General features: G+C 41.1%; 24 protein-coding genes and 1 pseudogene. 14 read left to right on the forward strand and 11 right to left on the reverse strand.

Annotation, left to right across the window (positions count from 1 at the left end; genetic code table 11):
• Nucleotides 1–6 precede the first annotated feature (6 nt).
• Together lptB and RMX89_RS25790 are read left to right on the forward strand one after the other, a co-directional pair.
• On the forward strand, nucleotides 7–735 hold the full coding sequence (lptB, locus tag RMX89_RS25785; RefSeq protein WP_322670907.1) for an LPS export ABC transporter ATP-binding protein: 729 nt from the start codon (nucleotides 7–9) through the stop codon (nucleotides 733–735).
• 227 nt (nucleotides 736–962) lie between these two features.
• Nucleotides 963–2,078, forward strand: coding sequence for an LptF/LptG family permease (locus tag RMX89_RS25790; protein WP_322670906.1), 1,116 nt, complete (start codon nucleotides 963–965; stop codon nucleotides 2,076–2,078).
• A 265-nt stretch (nucleotides 2,079–2,343) separates the two neighbouring features.
• Here RMX89_RS25790 and RMX89_RS25795 read toward each other — a convergent pair whose 3' ends face one another.
• From RMX89_RS25795 to RMX89_RS25815, 5 genes are all read right to left on the reverse strand, one after another.
• Entirely contained in the window at nucleotides 2,344–2,964 is a 621-nt protein-coding gene (locus RMX89_RS25795; protein WP_322670905.1) for a CP12 domain-containing protein, read from the reverse strand.
• 225 nt (nucleotides 2,965–3,189) lie between these two features.
• The gene (locus tag RMX89_RS25800) at nucleotides 3,190–3,786 is read right to left on the reverse strand and encodes a CPBP family intramembrane glutamic endopeptidase (protein ID WP_322690956.1); all 597 of its coding nucleotides are present in this window, start codon (nucleotides 3,784–3,786) and stop codon (nucleotides 3,190–3,192) included.
• Nucleotides 3,787–3,914: 128 nt separating this feature from the next.
• Nucleotides 3,915–4,970 (reverse strand): DUF3326 domain-containing protein, encoded by a 1,056-nt coding sequence (locus tag RMX89_RS25805; RefSeq protein ID WP_322682975.1) that lies wholly within the window; start codon nucleotides 4,968–4,970, stop codon nucleotides 3,915–3,917.
• Between the two features lie 127 nt (nucleotides 4,971–5,097).
• Nucleotides 5,098–5,277, reverse strand: a complete 180-nt coding sequence (locus RMX89_RS25810) for a hypothetical protein (RefSeq protein ID WP_322690957.1) — start codon at nucleotides 5,275–5,277, stop codon at nucleotides 5,098–5,100.
• Between the two features lie 147 nt (nucleotides 5,278–5,424).
• The gene (locus RMX89_RS25815) at nucleotides 5,425–5,745 is read right to left on the reverse strand and encodes a 2Fe-2S iron-sulfur cluster-binding protein (RefSeq protein WP_322670901.1); all 321 of its coding nucleotides are present in this window, start codon (nucleotides 5,743–5,745) and stop codon (nucleotides 5,425–5,427) included.
• Nucleotides 5,746–6,018: 273 nt separating this feature from the next.
• On the opposite strand from RMX89_RS25815, the pseudogene RMX89_RS25820 reads away from it, so the two are divergent.
• The 10 genes and pseudogenes from RMX89_RS25820 to RMX89_RS25865 all read left to right on the forward strand — a co-directional run.
• Nucleotides 6,019–6,243: pseudogene (locus RMX89_RS25820) on the forward strand (hypothetical protein); the annotation flags it as partial.
• Between the two features lie 416 nt (nucleotides 6,244–6,659).
• Complete coding sequence (locus tag RMX89_RS25825; RefSeq protein ID WP_322670899.1) at nucleotides 6,660–7,055, forward strand: hypothetical protein; 396 nt, start codon at nucleotides 6,660–6,662, stop codon at nucleotides 7,053–7,055.
• A gap of 200 nt (nucleotides 7,056–7,255) precedes the next feature.
• Entirely contained in the window at nucleotides 7,256–8,164 is a 909-nt protein-coding gene (locus RMX89_RS25830) for a DUF4351 domain-containing protein (RefSeq protein ID WP_322690958.1), read from the forward strand.
• A 27-nt stretch (nucleotides 8,165–8,191) separates the two neighbouring features.
• Nucleotides 8,192–8,431, forward strand: coding sequence for a DUF4351 domain-containing protein (locus RMX89_RS25835; RefSeq protein WP_322690959.1), 240 nt, complete (start codon nucleotides 8,192–8,194; stop codon nucleotides 8,429–8,431).
• A gap of 287 nt (nucleotides 8,432–8,718) precedes the next feature.
• On the forward strand, nucleotides 8,719–11,349 hold the full coding sequence (gene acnB / locus RMX89_RS25840; RefSeq protein WP_322690972.1) for a bifunctional aconitate hydratase 2/2-methylisocitrate dehydratase: 2,631 nt from the start codon (nucleotides 8,719–8,721) through the stop codon (nucleotides 11,347–11,349).
• 66 nt (nucleotides 11,350–11,415) lie between these two features.
• Nucleotides 11,416–11,859: a DUF29 domain-containing protein gene (locus tag RMX89_RS25845; RefSeq protein ID WP_322690960.1), complete on the forward strand. Its 444-nt coding sequence runs from the start codon at nucleotides 11,416–11,418 to the stop codon at nucleotides 11,857–11,859.
• 311 nt (nucleotides 11,860–12,170) lie between these two features.
• Nucleotides 12,171–13,139, forward strand: a complete 969-nt coding sequence (locus RMX89_RS25850; protein ID WP_322690961.1) for a restriction endonuclease — start codon at nucleotides 12,171–12,173, stop codon at nucleotides 13,137–13,139.
• Between the two features lie 42 nt (nucleotides 13,140–13,181).
• Entirely contained in the window at nucleotides 13,182–13,394 is a 213-nt protein-coding gene (locus RMX89_RS25855; RefSeq protein WP_322690962.1) for a hypothetical protein, read from the forward strand.
• Nucleotides 13,381–13,653, forward strand: coding sequence for a type II toxin-antitoxin system RelE/ParE family toxin (locus tag RMX89_RS25860; protein WP_322690963.1), 273 nt, complete (start codon nucleotides 13,381–13,383; stop codon nucleotides 13,651–13,653). Before RMX89_RS25855 ends, RMX89_RS25860 begins: the two co-directional genes overlap by 14 nt.
• Before the next feature lie 322 nt (nucleotides 13,654–13,975).
• Nucleotides 13,976–14,395: an endonuclease domain-containing protein gene (locus tag RMX89_RS25865; RefSeq protein ID WP_322690964.1), complete on the forward strand. Its 420-nt coding sequence runs from the start codon at nucleotides 13,976–13,978 to the stop codon at nucleotides 14,393–14,395.
• Nucleotides 14,396–14,576: 181 nt separating this feature from the next.
• On the opposite strand, the gene RMX89_RS25870 is transcribed toward RMX89_RS25865, so the two are convergent.
• The 6 genes from RMX89_RS25870 to RMX89_RS25895 form a co-directional block, all read right to left on the reverse strand.
• On the reverse strand, nucleotides 14,577–16,256 hold the full coding sequence (locus RMX89_RS25870) for an ATP-binding protein (RefSeq protein ID WP_322690965.1): 1,680 nt from the start codon (nucleotides 16,254–16,256) through the stop codon (nucleotides 14,577–14,579).
• A gap of 321 nt (nucleotides 16,257–16,577) precedes the next feature.
• On the reverse strand, nucleotides 16,578–18,488 hold the full coding sequence (locus RMX89_RS25875; protein WP_322690966.1) for a GTPase family protein: 1,911 nt from the start codon (nucleotides 18,486–18,488) through the stop codon (nucleotides 16,578–16,580).
• Between the two features lie 355 nt (nucleotides 18,489–18,843).
• Nucleotides 18,844–19,557: a serine/threonine protein kinase gene (locus RMX89_RS25880; RefSeq protein WP_322690967.1), complete on the reverse strand. Its 714-nt coding sequence runs from the start codon at nucleotides 19,555–19,557 to the stop codon at nucleotides 18,844–18,846.
• Between the two features lie 119 nt (nucleotides 19,558–19,676).
• Nucleotides 19,677–20,777, reverse strand: a complete 1,101-nt coding sequence (locus RMX89_RS25885) for an AI-2E family transporter (protein WP_322670889.1) — start codon at nucleotides 20,775–20,777, stop codon at nucleotides 19,677–19,679.
• Between the two features lie 120 nt (nucleotides 20,778–20,897).
• Nucleotides 20,898–22,331, reverse strand: coding sequence for a bifunctional orotidine-5'-phosphate decarboxylase/orotate phosphoribosyltransferase (locus RMX89_RS25890; RefSeq protein ID WP_322690973.1), 1,434 nt, complete (start codon nucleotides 22,329–22,331; stop codon nucleotides 20,898–20,900).
• 83 nt (nucleotides 22,332–22,414) lie between these two features.
• Nucleotides 22,415–23,014, reverse strand: coding sequence for a cytochrome b/b6 domain-containing protein (locus tag RMX89_RS25895; protein ID WP_322690968.1), 600 nt, complete (start codon nucleotides 23,012–23,014; stop codon nucleotides 22,415–22,417).
• Between the two features lie 153 nt (nucleotides 23,015–23,167).
• On the opposite strand from RMX89_RS25895, the gene RMX89_RS25900 reads away from it, so the two are divergent.
• Entirely contained in the window at nucleotides 23,168–23,317 is a 150-nt protein-coding gene (locus RMX89_RS25900; RefSeq protein ID WP_322690969.1) for a hypothetical protein, read from the forward strand.
• A gap of 81 nt (nucleotides 23,318–23,398) precedes the next feature.
• Nucleotides 23,399–24,886, forward strand: a complete 1,488-nt coding sequence (locus RMX89_RS25905) for an SIMPL domain-containing protein (protein WP_322690970.1) — start codon at nucleotides 23,399–23,401, stop codon at nucleotides 24,884–24,886.
• Nucleotides 24,887–25,173: the final 287 nt, after the last annotated feature.

Here is a 25,173-nt window from a genome sequence, read left to right on the forward strand (position 1 = left end):
TCCAGCGTGAAAATTGTTTTAGAAAATATTCATAAATCTTACGGCAAGCGAGTAATTGTCAATCGTGTCAATCTTTCTGTTGCTCAGGGGGAAATCGTTGGTTTACTAGGCCCCAATGGGGCTGGTAAAACGACGACTTTTTACATTGCCACAGGTTTAGAAAAACCCAATCAAGGAAAAGTTTGGCTGGGTAATGTAGACGTGACGGGAATGCCAATGCATCAAAGGGCACGACTGGGTATTGGTTATCTAGCACAAGAAGCCAGTGTTTTTCGCCAACTCTCGGTAGAGGATAATATTCTGTTAGTGCTAGAGCAAACTCATGTGCCACGATGGGAATGGGCAAGGCGACTCAGAACTTTACTGCGGGAGTTTCGGTTGGAAAAATTAGCTAGGAGTAAAGGAATTCAACTTTCTGGTGGTGAGCGACGGCGGACGGAATTAGCAAGGTCTTTAGCTGCTGGACAAGAAGGGCCAAAATTTTTACTTTTGGATGAACCATTTGCCGGAGTCGATCCGATCGCAGTCTCAGAAATTCAGCAAATCGTAGCACAACTGCGCGATCGCGGCATGGGTATCTTAATTACAGATCATAATGTCCGTGAAACCCTAGCCATAACCGATCGCGCCTATATCATGCGTGAGGGACAAATTCTTGCTTTTGGCGCTGCTGACGAACTCTACAGCAATCCCCTCGTGCGGCAATATTATTTGGGGGATAATTTTCAAGTCTAAATTAACAATTATTTAGTTAATAATCTCCCAGGATATTTTGATTTTTGATTTTTCAGCATGAATTTATTAGTTTATTTTTAGCTATTAAGTATTTAATTTTGATCTTAAATACACTAGAGATGTTTTGCTTTGCCAGGGTTGCCAATATCTAAATTTTAAAATTGCTTATGATATCAAAGAAGCTCACGTATTTTAATAGTCTCTATTCGCTGCTGCCTTTTACGATCATGGATCGCTATCTTGCCAGCGAATTGTTAGCGCCGTTTTTCTTTGGTGTCGGAGCTTTTTCATCAATTGGCGTCACCATTGATGCTGTATTCGATCTCGTTAGAAAAATTGTCGAATCTGGGCTACCTATAGACATTGCTATTCAAGTTTTTTTGTTAAAATTTCCCAACTTTATCGTTTTAGCCTTCCCCATGTCTACGCTGCTGGCTACTTTGATGACCTACAGTCGTCTTTCTAGCGAGAGCGAACTAATTGCCTTGCGTGGTTGTGGTGTCAGTGTCTATCGCATGGTGCTAACTGCTGTGATGTTAAGTCTTGTAGTCACAGGAATGACATTTGTGTTTAACGAAGAAATTGCACCAGCAGCAAATTATCAAGCGGCGATGACTCTGGATAAAGCGCTTAAATCAGACAAGCCCACTTTTAAACAACAAAATATTTTCTATCCTGAATACCAGGATGTTGTCCAGCCAGATGGCTCTAAAAATCGGATATTGACACGCTTATTTTACGCCGACCAATTTGATGGTAAGCGAATGAAAGGGTTGACAATTATAGATCGCTCAACCAAAAATCTGAATCAAATTGTCGTATCAGAATCGGCTCAGTGGAATCCTTCTCAAAATGTCTGGGATTTTTACAACGGCACAATCTATTTTGTCGCAGCCGATCGCTCTTATCGTAACATCGTCAGATTTGAACAGCAACAACTGCAACTACCGCGCACGCCATTAAGTCTAGCAGAAAAAAGCCGCGATTATGGTGAAATGAATATTGCCGAAGCACTACAGCAACTAGAAGTGGAAAATCTTGGTGGCGATCGCCAAAAAATTCGTAAACTTGAAGTGCGGATTCAACAAAAAATCTCTTTGCCCTTTGTATGCGTGGTTTTTGGTTTGGTAGGTGCAGCGATGGGAAGCATACCCCAGCGAACGGGGAGAGGTACCAGCTTTGGGATTAGTGTCATAGTTATATTTTCGTACTACTTAATATTCTTTGTTAGTGGGGCGATGGCACAAGCAGGTGTCCTTTCTCCGTTTATGGGGGCTTGGTTGCCCAACTTTCTTTTTTTGGGAATAGGTTTATTCTTATTGATGCGAGTTGCGAGAAGGTAATACCAATTCAAAATTCAAAATTCAAAATTCAAAATTCAAAATTAGGAAAGCTAAACAGAACAAAGGTATGTTCGTATGTATCTGTCGCATTTTTTTTTAAATTGGTATGAATTGAGGAGGATGCGGAAGTAGACAAACAATTATTAAACATCTGGTGAAATTAAATATGCGTTATCCATAACCCTTGTAGAAACATAGCAGTGCTACATTTCTATATTCCTTTTTCACCAGATGTCTATTATTCTCCTTCATCCCCACACTTCAATTACGGATGATAATTTCGACATTCTGGTGCATTGGGGTTTTCCTTGCAGTATTCTTCAAAAGAAACTTTCGCTGATATCATACCCTCAGCTTTTTGATGAGCTGCTTCTGCCTGAAGTTCTTCTACCTCATCCCAGGCAGCTGCACAGGCTTTAGAATAAGCACTTTGTTCGGTGCAAATAGCACGAGCTTGCTCAATTGCTTTTTGAATTCTCTCCTCCAGCAGTAGCGCTTTTGGTGCTTCCACAAAGTCGCTTTTAGTCAAAATGTCGGTAATCGAGATGATCCCCAACAGCTTGCCTTGAATCACAGGTGCGCGATGAATACCAGTATTAGCGAATAACCGCGCTACATATTCCACACCCAAATCAGGATTGACCACGATGCAGGGCTTGCTCATAATTTCATAAACCCGCACTTGCTTTGGATCTTTCCCGTAGGCTGTTATTTTATAAACAATATCTGTTTCTGTGACAATACCATAAGCATCATTGTCATAGCGACGATCCACAACCAGCGCCCGCAATCCTTTATCCTTCATCAGCCCCACCGCTTCAGCAACAGTTGCCGAACCGCGAATGGTAACTACGTCTTTGGTCATGATATCTTCAGCTTTCATCATTGTTGTAGTCTCCTGGTTAATAGTCCGGTGCAGCACTGCGCCCTCATGGACGTATCGAAGCGTTGCAGCGCAAAGTTTGCTCTAACTAGAAAGTAAAAAAAGTGGAACTTTTGCCCAGCTACAACAATAAATTAGACCAGTTGTCAACTTATGATGTTATCCAATGTAACCAATGCCCAAAAACCAAGCATGAATTGTGATAACATTCTGCGGATCAACAAATATTTATTTTTTAATTGCCGAAAATCGCCGCATTTTCCAGAAATAGCTAGAAATCAAATTGGTAATAATATGAGCAACAATCGGCACTAACAAGTTGCCCGTGAGCAGAGCGCTATATGCCAATATCATCCCGACAATTGTTGCCCAAATTACATAAGGCCATTGTTGGGAACCGCTAAAATGCAAGATGCCAAAGCAAAGACTGGATACAATTACAGCTGTCAGATCGGAGCCTAACGCTGGTAGTATCACACCTCTAAATAACAATTCTTCACTCAATCCGGGTAGCAACCCCAGCCAAATTAAATCTGGTAAAGCTAAAGGCTTCAGTACGATTTCTAGGTAATAATCTGCACTCTTACGATAGGCAGTCCATAGACGGTAAGTTAAGCCACTTAACGCGGTGAGTACAAACCCCAACCCTACACCTAATAGCGCTTCTCTTGGATTCAAGTCCCAAGAAAATAGCGAAAAGTTGCCAAAGTATAACGAAAGTTTAGCGACTATCAACAAAATGATTGCAGTCGCTCCCATCGCCCCAAGTACTTGGATGCGCGTTAGGTATGGAATTTCTGGCTCTTGCTTTTGTTGTTCAATCACAGGTTTTTAAAGGGAGAGGGGGCATTGGGCATTGGGCATTGGGTATTGGGAATTGGGAATTGGGCATTGGGCATTGGGCATTGGGCATAACTCCAAACTCCAAACTCCTAACTCCAAACTCCTAACTCCTAACTTTTAATTACTGACTGCAAAGGTAATAATTTGGGACGGAGAGCGGAGGGATTGATGCCTGCTTTATGTGCTACTAATACACCTACTGCTTCTAAATATGAGTTTACCTGTATAGATTTGATCCCCAACGGTTGGGGAGGAACTTTTATTAGAGTTTTATTTTCTTCTACTGTAATTATTTGGCATCGTTTTTGGCTTAAGCTCAGTAAGGCACTGCTACCACAGGCAGTTGCAGGTGCGATCGCAGCATCCACTTCATCTGCCCAAATATCTCCTTGCTGTGATGCGATCGCTCTCTCTATTATAAATTGTGGGGCACGACTTAATCCTACAAGCACGCAAGGCAAAAAGGTATAACCCAATTCTTCGGCGGCGGAACGGGGAGATAAATCTGGTTGCGGAGGTTCGCTTAAAAGGGCGGGTGAATGGGCACAAGGAATTTGAAAGGTTCGCACTAGCAAATGGCTAATTACGGCTTCTGCACCCGCTAAAGAATCTACCCCTTCACCTTGACGATATTTCTGTACTGCTTCTGAGTCCATATCATCCGGGAAACGGGCGACAACTGCGATCGCTTCTGCCCCCGCTTTTTTTATTAATATCTCGGCTGCTCGTAACAAGCTATCTGGGTTGCCAATTGTTCCCCAACTAGCCCCCGATGCTGTAGTCCGTAATTCTACATTTAATGGCGCATCCGTAATTACATAATCTGTTAAGGTTAATCCCAGAGTTGCTCTGACTGCATCGGCGGCTTGTATATGTCGTAGTCGTAACTCTGGCTCAATGCCTTGGTCTAAAAGCAAACCTACTTTGTTGCTGCGGACTGGACGCAACCCCCAGCATCCAGAGGCGAATTTGTCAAGTCCGTAACCTTCAACATAAAAAGCATTGGGGAGATTCCAATACAAACTTGCGCCATTGAGGACATTGGGGTGAGTAATTAGGCGATCGCAAACCTGTGCTATAACTCTGGCAACAGGCAAAGCATCTCCTGCATAACCCCCAATGGCAGCCCCAACGCCAGTTGGTACAATTAAGATAGCGGTGTACATATTGAGTGATGAGTGATGAGTGATGAGTAATGAGTTTATAAATCAAAAGCCATCAAATCCTAACTCCGAACTCCTAACTCTTGGAAAGACTTGGGTTAATCGCGTCTCAACTCCCAACTCCTAACTCCTAACTCTCAACTGTCGTAACAACGGCTTCAACTGTAGCTTTTTGTTCGTCAACGTCCACAGAAGTAACTGCCCAACGCAGAGGTTCGCCTTGTCTCTTTAACTCTGTTTCAATTACTTCTAGTAACTCTGCGGGAGTTTCTTGTAAATCAATTTCTGCGGTAATAAAATGAGTCGTCATTTTGGTAATTCCTGTTAATTTCTAGTTTCTAGAATAGCTGATTTTATCTGCAATTAAATACTTGCGTAATTTATCAGGTTTGGTAATCTCCGCAAACAGTTATTCAGTTATGAATAATCATCCGATATACTGATAACTGTTCGCTGATTATTTGCCTTTGCCAAATTGTAATTGATAAACTATGTCTTCCTTTTCCGTCTGAATTTTCAAATCAGAAAGGGGTTTGGCAACACAAAGCAATACGTAACCTTGCTTTTGCAAATCTGGACTAACGCCCATACCATCAGTTTGATCCACAGTTCCTTCGCTTATTTGACCGGCGCAAGTTGTGCAGACACCTGCATTGCAAGAACTCGGCAGTTCCAAACCAGCAGCATCGGCAACTGATAAGATCGTCTCATTTTCAGGAACTTGCAAGGTATGAATTTTGCCTTGGTGATCAATTTCTACGGTGTAAGTTTTGGGCATATACAAAAGAAGGTCATGCTACGGACAAATTTATTAGTTTATCTGAATTAGTTAAAAATATCCAGATGTTACTATAAAAGTTTAGGTAAAAGATTGATAATTATAGCAACTAATTCTGAATAAGTTATAGATTAGTAACATTATTGACTACACAATACCCAAATAAATTAGTTAAATTTGCTTATTATAAATATGCGCGTAGGCGTAGCCCGCCCTAGGCATCGCGTTTGATTAGAGACTGTATCTGTAAGTCTGCCTTTTGGCATTGGTTCGATGTCTTGGAAAGTTGACACCACACAAAAGAAGGCGGCTTGGTCGCTTTATGTGGAATTGGTGACGCGCATTGCTGTAAAACCTTTGGAAGTTGACCAGGGTTTGGTACGAGAAGCGATGAACTCTCTTTATAGTTTATTTGGCACTACCCGCGAAGTTCTCAAAGCTGCCGGGCCGGATGTGGGTGCTTCTCGTGATTCAGTGGGGGGAATTGCGATCGCTGTAAATCAACAATACACACTCTGCACAATGTTACAGCATTAAGGCTTAAGGTTACAGCATTAAGGCTTAAGGTTACAGCATTAAGGCTTAAGGTTACAGCATTAAGGCTTAAGGTTACAACATTAAGGCTTAAGGTTACAACATTAAGGCTTAAGGTTACAGCATTAAGGCTTAAGGTTACAGCGATCGCAGTTGACATAGAAGACAGACCATTTGTAGGGTTACAGCAATGCTGTGCCCTATTGTCATGTTGCTCAAACATAATATTATTTTGCTGAAAATCACCCTTTGATGATTAAATTCCGAGAAATCACGGACATAAAGAAAAACTTTTACTAAAAAAATGCGCTTTTTGCTGAACCAAAATCCAGGTTAATTGAGACAAAATAGCTTTGTAAAGCTTTTAAAAGTGTAAATTTATGGCTAGAAAAAAACGTAGTTCCCGGATTTTAGAAAAAGCTGAATTTAGAGTTGCCGGACTGAAAGCTATCGATCCACAGATCAATTTTGATAATACTTACAACTTGCAAAACCTGACTCAGTTAATAGACAATTTTCACAATATGCTTGATGATTATAACGCTGCTATAGCTATGATTGACTCTTCTAGAAATAAGCTGGATGACATGGAAAAAACCTTAAGTCAGGTTTCAGACAAAATGCTGACGTGGGTTGGTTGCAAGTACGGCAAAAACAGCAACGAATATGAACTTGCAGGTGGCGTTAGAGACAGCGAACGTATCCGTAAAAGCCGATTGACACGCTTGAAATCTAACACAGATAAAACATCAGATGAAAATGCAATAACCACCTAGTATCGCTACGCAAAAGTCAAAAGTCAAAAGGCTTGTAGAATCTGCTTTTAACTTTTTTAGAATGGTATCTGTAAAAATACAAGGTGGCCAGATTCCCGACTTCTTTGAGAAGTCGGGAATTTATTTCATCACGAATGATTCAGAACTGCTATATAATAACACTTTATATTAACCCAAAACTTCCGAAATCTTAAAATTGAATGACCAGGTTTATACATGATAAATTTGCCAAAGATTATCTAGAAGAATTATTAAAAGATTACGGAGAAGTCAAAGCATCAGAAAAAGTCTCAGGAGAGATTAAAGAAATAGATGTTTTATTCACTCCTGCCAAACAGCAAAGCTCTAATATACAAATACTGGGAATGCTTGGAAGATTTGCTGAAAATCCTGCAATTATAGAACCATACCGCAATCCAGCTTCTACCGATGAAATCTGCGACTGTATTCTCAAATTATTAGAAATAAAGGCTCTGCTGCGACGAGAAGCTAAAACTAATAAAATCAAACTTCAGGACTCCGAAATTCCCAAATTGTGGGTTCTTACACCTACCATATCTGAAACTAGATTGTCTAGCTTTGGAACTATACAAAAAACAGGTTGGTTATCAGGAGTACATTTTCTGCCAGATGCCTTGCGAACAGCAATTGTAGCAATACACCAACTACCCCAAACACCAGAGACATTATGGTTGAGGCTTTTAGGTAGGGGAAGTGTGCAATCACAAGCGATTATCGAGTTGCAAGCGTTACCATTAGATCATCCATACCAGAAAGCAACTCTCGAATTAGTTTACAACTTGCGCGAAAACTTGAGAGTAAACCAAGAATTAGAAGCAGATGATAGGGAGTTAATTATGCGGCTAGAACCACTTTATCAAAGAGACAGAGAACAAGCCAAAGAAGAGGGAAGGCAAGAAGGAAGGCAAGAGGGAAGGCAAGACTTAATACTGCGTCTACTAAATCGCCGTATTGGTGAAATTGATGCATCATTAATCGTGCAAATTAAAGGCTTATCCATTGAACAATTAGAAAATTTAGGAGAGGCATTGCTAGATTTTTCTAGTGTTGCTGATTTAGAAACTTGGTTAAACCAACAATCAATCTAATTCATTTTGATTGATAAAGAGTTAATTATGCGACTAGAACCACTTTACCAAAGAGACAGAGAACAAGCCAAAGAAGAGGGAAGACAAGAAGGAAGGCAAGACTTAATACTGCGTCTATTAGATCGCTGTATTGGTGAAATTGAGGCATCATTAATCGGGCAAATTAAAGGTTTATCCATTGAACAATTAGAGAATTTAGGAGAAGCATTACTAGATTTTTCTAGTGTTGCTGATTTAGAAACTTGGTTAAACCAACAATCAATCTAATTTATTATTGCTACACCTGGCGACTAGAAGTCGCGGCTATACAAACGAAACCCACCTCTGTGGGTTAAAAATTCTTGATTTACTCTTAGTCCACGGAGATGGACGAAAGTTTGTGTAGTAGCGAATTTTATTGCCTTATATTTTCCAAAATTTCAGTATAAAAAAGTTGCTAATAACCAATTACCAGTAAGGCTTTCATCATAAAAATAAGCTAAACTCTTATAGCCAAGTCTTGCCTAAAAATATTTCATAATTGAAGGGAGAACATCCCAATGGAGAACATAAAAATGCTAGAACAATATCGTAAACACGTTGCCGAAAGAGCAGCACTCGGTATTCCCCCTTTACCATTGGATGCGAAGCAAACCTCAGAATTATGTGAATTACTGAAAAATCCGCCCAAGGGTCAAGAGGAGGTATTATTACATTTATTGAGCGATCGCGTTTCTCCTGGTGTCGATCCAGCAGCTTATGTCAAAGCTGGATTTCTCACTGCGATCGCTAAAAAGGAAATCACTAGTCCCTTGGTTTCGCGCATAGAAGCAGTGCAATTGCTGGGGACGATGGTAGGTGGTTACAATGTGCAATCTTTAATCGATTTGCTGCAATGGCCCACCGTATCCCTCTCCGACTCTTCCGAAACGCCTCTGGTAATGGGTGGACAAGGGAAGGAACCCATCGCCGCCTACGCCGCCAACGCTTTAAGCAAAATCCTCTTGGTGTATGATGCCTTCCACGATGTTTTAGAGTTGTCTAAAACCAATCCTTTCGCCAAACGGGTGATTGATTCTTGGGCGGAAGCTGAATGGTTTACCAGTCGCCCCACAGTTCCAGAAGCGATTACTGTCACCGTTTTTAAAGTTCCTGGCGAAACCAACACCGACGACTTATCCCCCGCCCAAAGCGCCACAACTCGCCCAGATATTCCCTTACACGCCTTAGTGATGCTAGAGTCACGGCAACCGGGAAGCTTAGCAACCATTGCCGAATTGAAGAAAAAAGGGCATCCTGTAGCTTACGTGGGAGATGTAGTTGGTACAGGTTCCTCGCGTAAATCTGCCATCAACTCAGTATTGTGGCACATGGGAAATGATATACCTTTTGTGCCAAACAAACGCGCTGGGGGTTATGTTTTAGGTGGTGCGATCGCGCCAATTTTCTTTAACACAGCAGAAGATGCCGGTGCTTTGCCTATTCAGTGCGATGTCACCAAACTCGAAACCGGCATGGTAATTACCATCCATCCCTACAAAGGCGAAATCACCAACGAAACAGGCGAAGTCATTTCCACCTTTGCCCTCAAACCTGACACTATCCTCGATGAAGTCCGCGCAGGTGGACGTATCCCCCTACTTATTGGACGTACCCTCACCGATAAAACTCGTCTTGCACTTGGTTTAGAACACAGCACAGTTTTCACCCGTCCCCAGCAAGCTTTTGATACAGGCAAAGGCTACAGCCTAGCACAGAAAATGGTAGGTAAAGCTTGCGGATTACCTGGTGTGCGTCCCGGCACATCCTGCGAACCCATCATTACTACCGTTGGTTCTCAAGATACCACAGGCCCCATGACCCGCGACGAATTAAAAGAACTCGCCTGTCTTGGTTTCAGTGCAGACTTAGTGATACAAAGTTTCTGCCACACAGCAGCTTATCCCAAACCAGTAGACATCCAAACCCATCACGAACTCCCCGATTTCTTTGCTTCTCGTGGCGGAGTCGCCCTGCGTCCCGGTGATGGTATCATCCACTCTTGGTTAAACCGAATGCTGTTACCCGACACCGTGGGAACTGGCGGCGACTCTCACACCCGCTTCCCCTTGGGTATTTCCTTCCCCGCCGGTTCTGGATTGGTGGCGTTTGCAGCCGCCTTGGGTGTCATGCCTTTAGATATGCCAGAGTCAGTTTTGGTAAGATTCAAAGGTGAATTGCAACCAGGTGTCACCCTGCGCGATGTCGTGAATGCCATTCCTTACGTAGCAATTCAAAAAGGTTTGCTGACAGTAGAGAAACAGAATAAGAAAAACGTCTTTTCCGGGCGAATTTTAGAAATTGAAGGTTTGCCAGATTTAAAAGTTGAACAAGCCTTTGAACTCACCGATGCTAGTGCCGAACGTTCTTGTGCCGGATGCACAATTAAACTGAGTGTAGAGACAATTTCTGAATATCTGCGTTCTAACGTAGCGTTGCTGAAAAATATGATAGCACGGGGCTATCAAGATGCGCGTACCATGCTGCGCCGTGTGGCAAAAATGGAAGAATGGTTAGCAAATCCCGTGTTATTAGAAGGCGATGCTGATGCGGAGTATGCCGAAATAATTGAAATTGATTTGAACGAAATCAAAGAACCAATTGTTGCTGCTCCCAATGATCCCGATAATGTTAAGTTATTATCAGAAGTTGCTAACGATCCAGTGCAAGAAGTATTCGTCGGTTCTTGTATGACGAATATCGGTCATTATCGGGCAACAGCGAAAGTTTTGGAAGGCGCAGGTGAAGTAAAAACTCGCTTGTGGATAGCACCACCAACCCGCATGGATGAACACCAATTAAAAGAAGAAGGTGTATACAGCGTTTTTGGGGCTGCGGGTGCTAGAACAGAAATGCCAGGATGCAGTTTATGCATGGGCAATCAGGCGCGAGTTGCTGATGGCACAACAGTATTTTCTACCTCTACCCGCAACTTCAATAATCGCATGGGTAAAGATGCGCGAGTATATCTTGGTTCAGCAGAATTAGCCGCAGTTTGTGCGCTGCTGGGACGGCTACCGACACTGCAGGAATACTTGGATATTGTGGCGAGTAGAATTGAGCCTTTTGCCGATAATTTGTATCGGTATTTGAACTTCGATCAAATCGTCGGTTTTGAGGATGAAGGGCGCGTGATTTCTAAAGAGGAGCAGGCGTTGTTAGTTTAGTATAGTTTAATTAGGTGGGTGTTATTTATGCCCACCTAATTTTTAGCGTTTCCAAGAGGAATGTGAATGACTAGTCCATCTTTTATAAATGAACAAAATCTTTACGAGCAAGATTTTTACTTATGGACACAAACAATTGCCCAGCAGTTAAAAGAAAATAATTTTAATGAAATAGATATACCTAATCTAATTGAAGAAATTGAAAGCATGGGTAGGAGCGAAAAACGCGAGTTAAAAAATAGATTAATTGTACTATTGATGCACTTATTGAAATGGCAATATCAACCAGAAAAGCGTAGTGAAAGTTGGCGCAGTACCATTTCTGAACAACGTATCTGCATTGAAACATTATTAGAAGATAGTCCGAGTTTGCAACCTCTACTTGCAGAAGTATTTGAAGATTGTTATCAAAAAGCTTGTCTCAAAGCATCTGATGAAACAGGGATTAAATTAAATTTCTTTCCTAAAGAATCTCCTTTTACATTAGAAGAAACTTTAAAAAATAATTAAATTTTTATCGCCGACTTCTTTATACCATTTATTTGTGAGGCTGCGCCAAATTTTCTTTCTTCCTTTGTGTCCTCTGCGCCCTTTGCGGTTCGTTCCTTATATAATTTGGCGCATCTTTATACAAAATTGGTATTAGTTCATTTTTTTACTTGTTAACCTCAAAAATTGTGTTATAGTTTACATAACTATTTTAAGTATTAAAGTTAATTTTCAAAAAGTTTTTCTGGATTGTTCAATAACTCCAGACAAGAAAAGATAGGAGAATTAGCCTTATATTAAAGGTTAAGTAATATTGAGTTGAAGTTGTGCTAATGACAAATGATTTCTATACATTTCACTATCCACCAGAATTTTTGAAGCTTCTTATTGAGACAATCCCATTATTATGTCCCTCAAAGAAAGATGTATTACTATTTTTTATAGGTGCTGGTGTTGACTCTAGTTTAATTGACGATCTTACTATAGTTGTCAACACCAAGCGTGATAGTATCTCCAAATATGAAATAGTCCGAACTGTATTGACTCGATTGAATGAAAAAGCAGATGCAGCTTTACGAGAAAGACGAGAAATCGTAAAACGAGTTGTTGAGTTTGAGACTTTCTCTACGTGTTGGGAACAAGATCAATGGAAAGCGAGAGGTCTCGTATCAGAAGTCAGGCGAGTTGTTAACGTTAAAGATTCTTTTACAAAAATACAGCAAGAACGAGACGAGGAAAAGAAAAAGCGTTTAGTAGAATATCAAGCTAAACTAGATGTAATTAAACAAAAACAGAAAGAGTTAGCTACCATCAAAGCAGACTTATTTGCTTTATTCCGCGAATCAGATCCTTACAAGCGAGGGAAAGCATTAGAAGGTGTTCTTAATCGTTTATTCCAAGCTAGTGGAATCCTGCTTAGAGAGGCATTTACATTAACAGGAACTGAAGCTGAAGGCATTATTGAACAGATTGATGGTGTAGCCGAAATTGACGGTGAATTGTACCTTGTTGAAATGAAGTGGTGGAAAACACCTTTAGGGCCTGGTGAAGTTTCACCTCACCTAGTACGAGTTTTTGGTAGAGGTAATGCGCGTGGTATTTTTATCTCAAATTCCGAGTATACTGACGCTGCTATTATTACCTGTAAAGAGGCACTTAGCAAAGCTGTTGTAATTCTATGCCAACTAGAAGAAATTGTCTTACTTTTAGAGCAAGAATCTGATTTCAAAAAATTTCTCAAGGATAAAATTAGTGCTGCAATCATTGATAAAAAGCCATTATACAAGCCGTTGAGCTTTTAATATGATATCCGGCAAATTATCCATAATATAGGAGTTATTAAAATGCTTGAACTTCACAAAAGCTATGTTATTGATGACAATCAACAACCTATTGCCGTACAAATTCCTATCGCTGAATTTGAAAAAATTGAAGAAATTCTTGAAGATTATGGGTTAGCAAAACTCATTGAGGAAGTAGAGGAAGAAAAACCACTATCAAAAGATGAAGCACTACAATATTATCAATCACTAAAAGAAGAAAATGTGGCAAGTTGAATATACCAAAAGGTTCTTGAAAGAACTTGCTGCTTTACCAGTTGAGATTCAAAGCCGCATAGAACCTATTGTCTTTCAAGAACTTGAATCAGAGAATTCCTTTGAATTAGGATATCTTGAAAAGCTGAAAGGCTATAGTGATAAATATAAGATTCGAGTTGGTGATTATCGTATTGGCATTACTCTTGATCGAGCAACAAAAACATTAATTTGCCAACGAGTTGCTCACCGCAAAGACATCTACAGAATTTTTCCTTGAAGCACTGTAAAACTTGTTATCACTACTGTATATATACCCTAATACCAGTAAAGCAACAAATGCTGTGTGACAACAATTTATTGATTTTATAGATGTCATTTGCAGTCAAGCTTTAGAAGTACAAAGATAACAATGTTTTCACCTAATTGACCATTTTATCAGCGCGATCGCACCCTTGCACTTCGCACACAGACCTAACCCCCCAACCCCCTTCCCTACAAGGGAAGGGGGAGAAATCCGGCTCCCCTCTCCGCTTCGGAGAGGGGCTGGGGGAGAGGTCAACTATAATCTAAAAATAAACACCTATTTTCATACTTTATAAATGAATAATTCAACACCCGAAGAACCCTCTTCAGTTAAAAAAGAAGGAACTCGCAATATTGTAATCGGATACAAAGCAGACTTAGTTAAAGTGCAACGTGCCAAAGAACTTCGTCAGCAAATGACACCAGAAGAAAAAATCCTTTGGCAACATCTTCGTGCTAATCGCCTGAATGGTTTACACTTTCGTCGTCAACAGATTATCAATGGTTTTATTGCAGATTTCTACTCTCACGCAACTGCATTAGTGATAGAAGTAGATGGCAAAATTCATGAACAACAAGCCGAATATGATGCAGAACGAGACAAAGTTTTGTCAGCTAGGGGACTGCGTTTGTTGCGAATTAAAAATGAAGAAGTCAGGCACGAACTTGATAAAGTCTTGATGCGTATTTCCACAGCTTGTTCTCAAGAGACCTAACCCCCCAGCCCCCTTCCCTACAAGGGAAGGGGGAGAAATCTGGCTGCCCTCTCCGTTTCGGAGAGGGGTTGGGGGAGAGGTCAATCTATGCGATCGCGTATGTTCCAAAACAAGGCAACGGATTTGTATTAAGTACGTATGTAATAAACCTTATGAGGGGAGATCGACGGTTAAGATAATGTCAACTTGATAATACTTCATCAAAGTATCGATCGATTTCTGCTTTCAGTATGTCAAAGTCTACAGGCTTGGTTAAGTGGCATTTGAAACCAGACTTCAGCGCAAGCTGCCGATCCTCTTGGCTACCATAGCCGGTAAGTGCAATCAGAATTGAGCGAGTAAATTTGGAGTCTTTACTCAGTTCCTGTGCAACGGCGAATCCATCCATTTTGGGAAGTCCAATATCACAAATAATTACATGAGGCTCAAGCTTCTTTGCAGTTTCTACCCCTAAAATTCCATCCTTGGCAATGGAAACTTCATGCCCAAAATACTCAAGTACTGCTTGTAAGGATAAGGCTGAATCCTCGTTATCTTCGATGACTAAAATCTTCAACGACTTTTTCGCCGCCTCTGTAATCTCTAGTTCGTTGTCCGAGGCTGTAATCTCTTCGCACATAGGGAGAGTGACTTTGAATTCTGCTCCCAAATTTATCCCTCTACTTGAGGCTTCAACATTACCACCATGAAGTTCTACAAGACTTTTGACTACTGAAAGTCCCAAACCTAGCCCGCCCCGCGAACGATCTAAACTGCGATCGGCTTGGGTAAACGGCTCGAAAAGTTCTGGTAATATTGTCGGTTCTATCCCGATGCCTAAGTCTCTTACAGATAAGACTGCTACACTACCTGAGCCATTCTCACCTGGAATACATGAGAGATCCACCCAGATCGTTCCATCTGGCTGGGAAAACTTTAAGGCGTTATCAAGAAGGTTCCCAAAGATTTGGAAGAAGCGAGTGGAGTCAACATAAGCCCACACGGGCGCTTTTGGCAGGTCTTCTACAACATTAAGGTTCCATCTCTTGATTGCTTGTGCATGGTCATTGAGACTTTGGCGAACCAATTCTACCAGATTAACCTTCTCAAGGTTTAATGAAATCTTCCCATAAGTGATGGACGACACGTCAAGTAACTCGTCGATCAATTTCGAGAGGTGCTTAATCTGGTTTTGCATCATTAAAACTGTTTCTCCGACTGCACCAGTCTTTCCTAGCTTCAACTTGAGAAGCTGAACGCCGTTGGAGATGGGGGCAACGGGATTCCTCAGTTCGTGAGCTAGCATGGCAATAAATTTGTCTTTTAAGGCATTTTGGTTCGTCAGTTTCAGGAAAAGTTGCACGTTTGCGATCGCAACTGCTGTAGTATCAGTCAAAATCTCAAGCATTCCGATCTCTTCAGGTGTGGCTAGGTGGTGTGTACTCCAGTAAGCTCCGATCGCACCCAGGGGATCGGAAACCCGAATCGGAACCATCACTAAACTTTTGACAAAAGTTACCTTGTACGCCTCAATCGGAATTCGTGCATCCTGGTAAATGTCCTCAATTACGGCTGCTTTTTTATTGAGCATTGCCCAACCAGAGATGCAAGACTTGAGGGGAAAACGCATACCTTTCCAAAGCGGGCCAATGGCGTTTTCATCGACATAGTGGCAACATTCACCATCCCGCAATACAAAAGTTACTCCATCAGCATTTGTGAGATCGCGAGCAGCCAAACGCACAATCTCAATAATTTCTTCAATAGTCCGCACACAAGCCAAATCCTTCACGACCGAAAGCAGCCTGTTGTAAGAGGAAATGCTATAGCTTTGGTCTGAATTCTGTTCTTGAGAGATGGAGGTTTGTAATATATTTTTCATAAAGAACTCCGAACAAAAAGATACCAGTATCAAAACTTAGGTAAAACGGGTAGGTTCAGCAGACATCTACTTTTAATCGTAATCTTAACCTCTATATTGGGAGTACAATCTGTTACCGCATTTTTACTTTTCCTTATATAGTATGAAATTCTTCAAAATTGCTAAGTAAATATTCGTAAGTTACTTTTATTTCTTAATGCAACTTTTGGTGTTTATTGACGGTGGTTACGTAACAGCTTAAACTCGTTATTTAGACGTAGTATTTGCAACAAAATCGAAGATGCGTCACAATCCTTCGTAGACATCGCCATCGCAGACAAATTATTTGGCGATCGCTAAATAATACTCAAATCGCTCCCGGAGTTGTTCAACCGTCAGATTTTGAGTCCAGTACTCCACTAAGGCGTGACCAAATGCCCAAGCATTGCGATCGGGTGCAGCGGTGTTTTCCAGCAGTAGCGGCCAAAGGGCTAGCAATTCAAAGTTGACCGAGTTAGGGTTAAAGAGCGAGAAAAGCTCATATCCCATTTGCAGTTTACCAATGACAATCGGCAACTGTTCCACAGGAATTTCCTTTGCCAGCATATACGCTAAAGCTGGAGATCCGGTTGAGAGGGTAGAAACAAACTGAAGGACGGGACTTTTGAGCAATGCCGTTAATCCTTGTGTTGTCGTCATTTGGAAGGTGTAGTGGTCGATGATTTTGGCGGCGGCGACGATGCGAGTTTCTAGGTTACGCAAAAAGCGGGCGAGACGGAGTTGCTTGGTAGGTGCGATCGCATCCACTAATCCTAACGATAGCGCTTCTACTCCCCAGGCAACTCGATTTGTTTTGCTGTCGCCTGTAACTACGGGTAGAACGAGATTACAGAAGTTTCCTAGCTGTTTGGCACGATATTCAGTGGCTTCTCTAATGGCAATTTCTTTGGGGCGATCGCCCCATTCCCAATCATAAGGCGGTTGCCATTCGCGGATGGGACGTAGCCGATCTACCTGGGTGACGATCGCGATCGCAGGTAAATCTGCAACTTCTGCTTTGATGTCTTGCAAAAAGTCCACATCCATTTGTAGGGCAGGATCGAGGGCAGGAGTAGCTAACAGCAGCAAATCTGAATTAATGGCATAATCAAGCACCAAATTTCGGAGTTCGGCACGGTTGACTTGTTCGTAACCAGGTGTGTCCAAAAGCGTCAGGGTTTCCCCACTTTCAGTCTGCCATTGATAACTCTGAATGCGATCGGTACTGGGTAAAACGTCAACTGCTGCGAGATCCGCCTGAAATAGCGTATTAATCAGGCTACTTTTTCCCGATCCCGTGCGCCCCACCAGCAGAATATTTACGGGTTTTTGCTCAACCGCCTCGGCTGGTTGAGCTTGAGTCAGGATTTCTCGGAGTGTTTGAGTTTTTGGCTTGGGTAAAGTTGCTGGAGAAGCTACGGTTGCTGGAACTGGTAAGGTGCTACGTCCGTAAAGTGCGATCGCTTGTCGGCATAAGTTTCTCAAGGCAGCTTCCCGGAATAACTGGCTCAAATTCCCCAATAATTGCTGAGTTGCTTGGTTACTAGAACCCTGACTGGCTTGTTTTGCCACCGCCGCCACCGGATTTAAGATCCACTGTGCCCAGTTCCAAGCTTTCCAGAATTTCCGAGCCGATGGTTCCAACTTTCGGTAGACTTCATATCCTTGGTATGCTTGTCCAACCGTCACCTGATTGAGGACAGGGGATAACTTTTGCATCCACTTATCCATATCATCCACCGTTCCCCGAATCAGCCCGTAAGCTTGGGGGACGTAAATATTCAACAGGGGATATTGAACTTCAGGATTGTAGATATGAGCGATCGCCACAACTAAATCCTGACATCGCGTCCAAAAAGCTTGCCAGTCTTCCCAAATCGGGCGATCGCTTTGTGCTGCTTGGAGAATCTCTTGAAGGGCGGCTTCTGCAAGCTTTGTGGTGTCACTTCCCACTGGTAGCTCTACTTTATCCTCTGCTGTCGATTCCAGTTCTTCACGAACTTGAGTTAATACAGCTTCCACTTGGTTAACAGCTGGTTGAGTCCATTTGACTAGCAGCCAACGCCAACCAACAAATAAAACGGTGAATATACCCCAAATCCAATTAATGCCCCACGCGTGAATTTGTGAACCGGCAGACACCAGTAAGAAAATGATGATAAACGCGATCGGAATTGCTAAGACTACCCACTGCCACAGTTTTAACCGCACCATTGCCCCATACCTGCTTTGAAATGTTGGGAAATTCGAGTTTTTGTCAAAATTACTCTTATAAAAAGTCTATCGTCTCCAATGCAGGCAGGATGGGGCGGGGGAAAGGGAAAGAAAAAACCTTTAACCTTTTCCCAAAACCCAACTCCGAATTAAAAATCCAAAACCCCAGCAGTATTGGTAAACCAACTAATATTTTTGAGTGCTTATATTGATAAAAGCTATGTAAGAATTCAGAAGGACTGAATTCAGAATAGTTAAACAATCAGGAGAACATTCTATGAATAAATATACCAATTATTCTAGATTCCTGATAAATTCTGGCTCCGCTCCTGGGTGCTGAATTCTTACAAAGCTATTAACGTTTTAAATACTTATTTAAATACTTAATATTAGTTAATCTTAGAGATAGTTGGTAACAAAAAGTTTTAACAGAAATTCCCAGACGATAAAATTTGCGGACGATATCTAAGGCAAAGTATGGTACGCGCAGTCGCAGTGGGTAACACACGGGCAGATATAACCAGTAGTAAGCCTTTTTGAGGTCATTCCACTTTGAGCAAGCTTCTTGATGCAGGAAATCTGATATATCTACGACTAATCCTCTGCCTTGGTACATCATGACATTACGCCCGTGGACATCATGAGGGTAGAGTCCACGACTTCGCGCATAGTCAAGAGCTTCATCGATGTCCTTTATTACCTGCTTGGGAATTAGTAAACCAAAGTGCATACAATCATAAAGGGTTGTTCCATAAAGCCGTTTCAAGACTAAAAACCCATCCTTGGCGTAGAAACACTCAGAAAAGGCTGGATGATAACCTAGACGGTGGTAAACTTCTACTTCCTCTTCAAAACCTGGCCGTCCTGGGGCATAAATCTTAACTACACAGTCAGGGGAATCGGGGTGATAAAATACTGCGGCGTAGTTTCCTTTGCCAAGCAGGCGCCAAGGTTGCGGAAGATAACTGACCTTAATTGGATTATGGGGATTGACACTTTCAATCTGTAATCTAGGCAGTAGTTCCTGATAAATGCTTTTGACTAACTGTTTTAGGGGCAATTTGTCCATATTAATTCCTTAGCCAATTTACGAGGTTTGGGAATAAGGTTGACTTGAGTGAATTACGACCTAAATGACACCGTTGCTACTTACCGTTAACAGTAAAGATGGCAATTTTTATCCAAAACTCATTGCGATATTGATTTTTCTATCAACAATTCCGATCCTGCTTCACCCTCACCCAGGTTATCAGAATTAGCAGATTTAGAAAAACCATCTGCTACATCTTTGATAAAACCAGCTACAGGTACCGCAACTAGTAAACCCAAGACTCCGCCAACATTGGTTCCTACAAGCAAAGCAATTAATACCCATATTGGTCTAATGCCAGTAAATTTGCCTAAAAGACGGGGTGCGATCGCCTGATCGATTAACTGATCGATGACAACAGCTACCGCAAAAACCTTAGCTGCTAGCCAAAAGTCATGTGACGCTATTATTAAAGTTATTAAAACCAGACTGACGACATCACCAAAGGGAATTAAGCTCAAAAGTCCAACTCCCAAACCAAAGAGTAAACCAAACTGGACTTGAAAAGCTAAAAATAATAATGTTATAGAAACACCCATCAACAAAGCCAAACTTACCTGACCAATTAAGTAATTTTGGAAGTTTTGCTGAATAGACTGGCTTATCTGCTGGGCAATATTTCCAGGTAATTTCTTAAATATCGCCTCCCAAATTCTTGGCCCATCTAACAACAAGTAAAAAGTTAGCACTACTGTGATTAACGCCTCAGAAACACTATCAATTGTATCTATGATAATACTTAAAAGTTTATCTGAAATAAACTCTATTTCATTAGGTAATTGGTCAGTTACTTGTGCTAATAGCTGACTTAAATTTACATTTAATTTATGTTTAAAAAACCAATTATTGAGAATCTGAAGTTTTTCTTCGCTAGAATCAATCCATTGGGGAAAGACTTTAACCATTTCATTGAATTGCTCTAAAACAATGGGTACTAAAGTGATACCCAAAGCTACAACAATTACCAATGCTAATATAAAAACCAATGCTACTGCATAGCTGCGTTTAACTCTCCGTTGTTGGAGAATCGAAACAGGATAGTTTAAAATAAATGCAAGCAAGGTAGCCAATACAAGAATTGTGACAACAGGTTGAAAGTTTTTAATCAGCAAAAATGCTAGCCAACCATTGAGGAATACTAGAGGAAATAACAGCGTAAAAATTAACCATCTAAGTAATTGGTTCAGGGGAAAATTCATAATTAATTTCAAAGTGAAAATTATTCTATTTACGAGATTTAACCGAGTAATTAAATTTGCTCAAGAGGAAGTAGACAAGAAAAACCTTTCCCGACGCTCCACTTCCCATTATTCCAATGATTAACTTTCAGCAAAAGCTAAAAATTGCTCCTCATTTATTCGCCCTGCTTGATACAGAGTATTAGTAATTTCCGAAATAGTTAAAACCGCATAGCTACGATAACCATTTTGCTGTAACCTATCTTTCACTCCTTGTTCGTGGTCGATAAATACCACAATATCATTAACCTTTAATCCAGCTGATTCCAACTTTCCTGCCCCTTCCATAACACTTTTGCCACTAATGAGAATATCGTCAACCACTACAACTGTTTCACCAGCATGAAAGTTACCCTCAATTACTCTCCGAGTTCCGTGTGCTTTCACCTCTTTACGCGGGAAAATCATCGGACAATGAAGGCGCAAAGCTAAACCAGTCGCAGTCGGTAATGAACCATAGGGAATACCTGCTAATCTATCAAAATTTAGATTCTTCAAAATATCCTCATAAGCTGTGAGAACTTGATTAAAAACTTGGGGATTGGAAATAATTTTGCGTAAGTCGATGTAATAAGGAAATATCGCTCCTGATGCTTGGACAAAGCTGCCAAACATAATGCAGTCAATATCATAAAGTTGTAAAATCAAATCTTGGTGGGGGTGCTGATTTAGAAAACAAACATCAGGAAACCACACAGAACAAGTAGAATTTTCGGAAATAATTTCAGTTTTGATTTGATTAATTTCTGCACGTAGTGACTGGAGTTCTTTTGATAATTCGATATTTACCAACATATCTTGAGGAATAGGAATCAGTAAACCATCACCATTACTATTCAAGCCAGCTTCTAAAATTTGTTTCAGGTTTTGTCCCTCCGCCCAGATGCTACGCGCCATAATGATTCGTTCAGGTGCAACTGCTCGAATAAGTGCTAAAACTTCAGGATTTGTAGTTCCCACTTCCAAACCCAATTGTTCTGGAGTACCCCAGGTTTTGGATTCTTTTACTACCTGTAAATAAAGGGGTGATTCGTTTGTCGGATATTGCTGTAGAGCTTCTGCACCTGGATTAGAAGTACAGCATAAAATAAATACTGCTTTATCAGGATAGACTAAAAAAGGTGCTATGTGATCTTGTCCTGTATAAGGACTGAGAGTGATTGCGTCCACTTGCCATTGTGTAAACACAGTCTGGGCAAAGATGCTACTAGTATTTAAGTCACTGTGTTTGGCATCTAAAATCACTGGAATATGGGCTGGAATCGCTGCTAAAGTTTTGTACAGTAGTTCTAAACCAGGAATACCTAAAGCTTCGTAAAAGCCAAGTGTCGGTTTATAAGCACAAACGAAATCAGAAGTTTCTGCAATAATAAATTGTAACCACTTTTCCAAACCAGTGATGAGTTCTTCAGATTCATAACGCCCAGGCATCATCTCTGGATTTGGATCGAGTCCTACAAATAGTAAGCTTTGATTTTGTAAGATATTTCTATTCAATTTATCAAAAAAGTTCATTTTTTTTAAATAGTTATTGGCCATTGGTCATTAGTCTTTGGTCATTTATCCTCTCGTTTATTTATCTCCATGACCAAGTTTGTTTACGAAAACATTGATTCTGTTAGTTGAGTCCCTCCAGCTTTTTTCCCTAATTGATAGTGAATTACTACAAATAAGATAACCATCGGCACTGAGGCAAAGTGAACAATTCGCAATGCTTGCCAATCGCCAAAGCAATCCACAATCCAGGGAAATTGAGCAGGTTTATACATTCCTATCCCTGTAAATAATGCCAGCAGCAAAATAGGAATAATTGCTGTATAAGCAATCCGATGCCAAGCATAAATTAGGCGTTGAGAATTTTGAGTTTTTTGTAATGCTTTCAAGTCATTAGCACCGACAAAGCGATGTCGCCAACGTCGGGTAATTAAAATGTAAATTCCATACCACAACAGATTCAGCGAGAATAGCCACATTGCTGCAAAATGCCAGTGTCTACCTCCTGCCAGCCAACCTCCTAAAGTAAATATCCAAGGAATGTGCAAACCTGCGCGTCCACCAAAAACAGGGTTAGCGTTGTAAATTTGTAGTCCACTGGTGAGCATGATAAATAGACTAATGATGTTACACCAGTGGAAAATTTTGGCTCCTGTTGCTTGAGTGGGTCGCTTTCGAGTTAGAGAGGTAACGTTGGAAGTCATAAATTTTGACTGATAAAATTTGCTGTTTATCTGTCTTGGGTAAATAGCCCAGCAAGTTTGGGTGGGTATTGCTCATTTTTATTTTCCCATCATTTAGATTTAGTATTTTGGCATTGATGGTCTACCATCTGCTGTTTGATTACCAGTAGACCGATGTCAATCCAATACCTAAATCAGCAGCGCAGCAGTACAGGATTGCTCTTTCTTGGTGGAATGGGGTTTTGTGACAACCCTAGAGTTGTCAAACGATCGCATTTTGGCTGGCGAATGCGAGAGCGTTTTTTATCCAGTATGTATTGGTGATAAACGCGGTTTACTTTTTAGACATCCTTTAAGATTAAAACATCAACAGGTATCAAACATCATTTAAGCAAGGAGAATAAGATGGCTAACACAGATAATCTCATAGGTGTGAGAAATTTGGGTATTGCGATCGCCGATTCCTTCATTGGTAGCACTGCTGCAAAAACTCCTCAGATATTGGAAGTTACTGGTCAAGGAGAGGTCAATGTTGCTACCACTTTAACTGATGTAGAATTGGGGATTAAAATACAGGGAAAAACTGCAACCGAAGTTCAACAACTTGTTGCTCAACGTTCAAGTGCGGTAGTTGATGCACTGCAAAAGCTTGGCGCGCAAGAACTTCAAACTACATCTATTCAACTAAATCCTGTTTATAGTTATGAAAATAGTACTCAAACCCTAACAGGTTTTGAAGGTCTCAACACACTTGAGTTTGAGTTACCAACAAATCAATCTGGAGCAGCAATTGACAAAGCTATTCAAGCAGGCGCAAATGTCATACAGAATATCAGCTTCACTGCCTCAGACGAAGCATTGCAGCAGGCACGCCTGCAAGTTCTGAGCGAAGCTGTTAAAGATGCTAAAGCTCAGGCTCAGGCTGTTTTTAGTACCTTGCAGTTAACCCCCGGACAGATTATTGACATTGATATCAACTCAGATGATAATCCTAGACCATCTCCCTTGGTGTCTAATTTAACAGCAGATAGGACTTTTGCAACAGCTAGTACAACTCCTATAATTGGTAGTCCTCAAACGGTAAAAGCTAGTGTTTCTCTGGATATCGGTTATTCTCCAAATTCAGCAGGGACTCTTGCTTCGGCTACTGATAATCTCATCAGTGTGAGAAATTTGGGTATTGCGATCGCCGATTCTTTGATTGGTAGCACCACTCCAAAAACTCCTCAGATATTGGAAGTTACTGGTCAAGGAGAGGTCAATGTTGCTACCACTTTAACTGATGTAGAATTGGGGATTAAAATACAGGGAAAAACTGCAACCGAAGTTCAACAACTTGTTGCTCAACGTTCAAGTGCGGTAGTTGATGCACTGCAAAAGCTTGGCGCGCAAGAACTTCAAACTACATCTATTCAACTAAATCCTGTTTATAGTTATGAAAATAGTACTCAAACCCTAACAGGTTTTGAAGGTCTCAACACACTTGAGTTTGAGTTACCAACAAATCAATCTGGAGCAGCAATTGACAAAGCTATTCAAGCAGGCGCAAATGTCATACAGAATATCAGCTTCACTGCCTCAGACGAAGCATTGCAGCAGGCACGCTTGCAAGTTCTGAGCGAAGCTGTCAAAGATGCTAAAGCTCAAGCTCAGAGTGTTTTTAGTACCTTGCAGTTAACCCCCGGAGAGATTATTGACATTGATATCAACTCAGATGAGAATCCTAGACCCTCTCCCTTGGTGTCTAATTTAACAGCAGATAGGGTTTCTACAACTCCTATAATTGGTGGTTCTCAGACGGTAAAAGCAAGTGTTTCTCTAGATATCGGTTATTCTCCAAATTCAGGAGTGATTCTCGATCTACCTCTTAATGGATTGCAGCAATTTGCTTAATCAGGACTTATGCAAGTTACACAAGCACGTGGCGGACTACACCGCGCTCAATACCGTTCGGTTAAGGAATTTTTTGGTTGAGGCAGGCGGCGGCCGCCTTGTTAATACATCGACTTGTATTGTGAATGCGGCGGCCGCCTTGTTAATACATCGACTTGTATTGTGAATGCGGCGGCCGCCTTGTTAATACATCGACTTGTATTGTGAAGGCGACGGTCGCCTTGTTAATACATCTGACTTTTCCCGTTAAGTCTCTTTTGCAAGCAGCCAACCTTCACAAAGGTCAT

This window comes from Nostoc sp. DedSLP04 (genome assembly GCF_034530775.1).
GTDB lineage: Bacteria > Cyanobacteriota > Cyanobacteriia > Cyanobacteriales > Nostocaceae > Nostoc.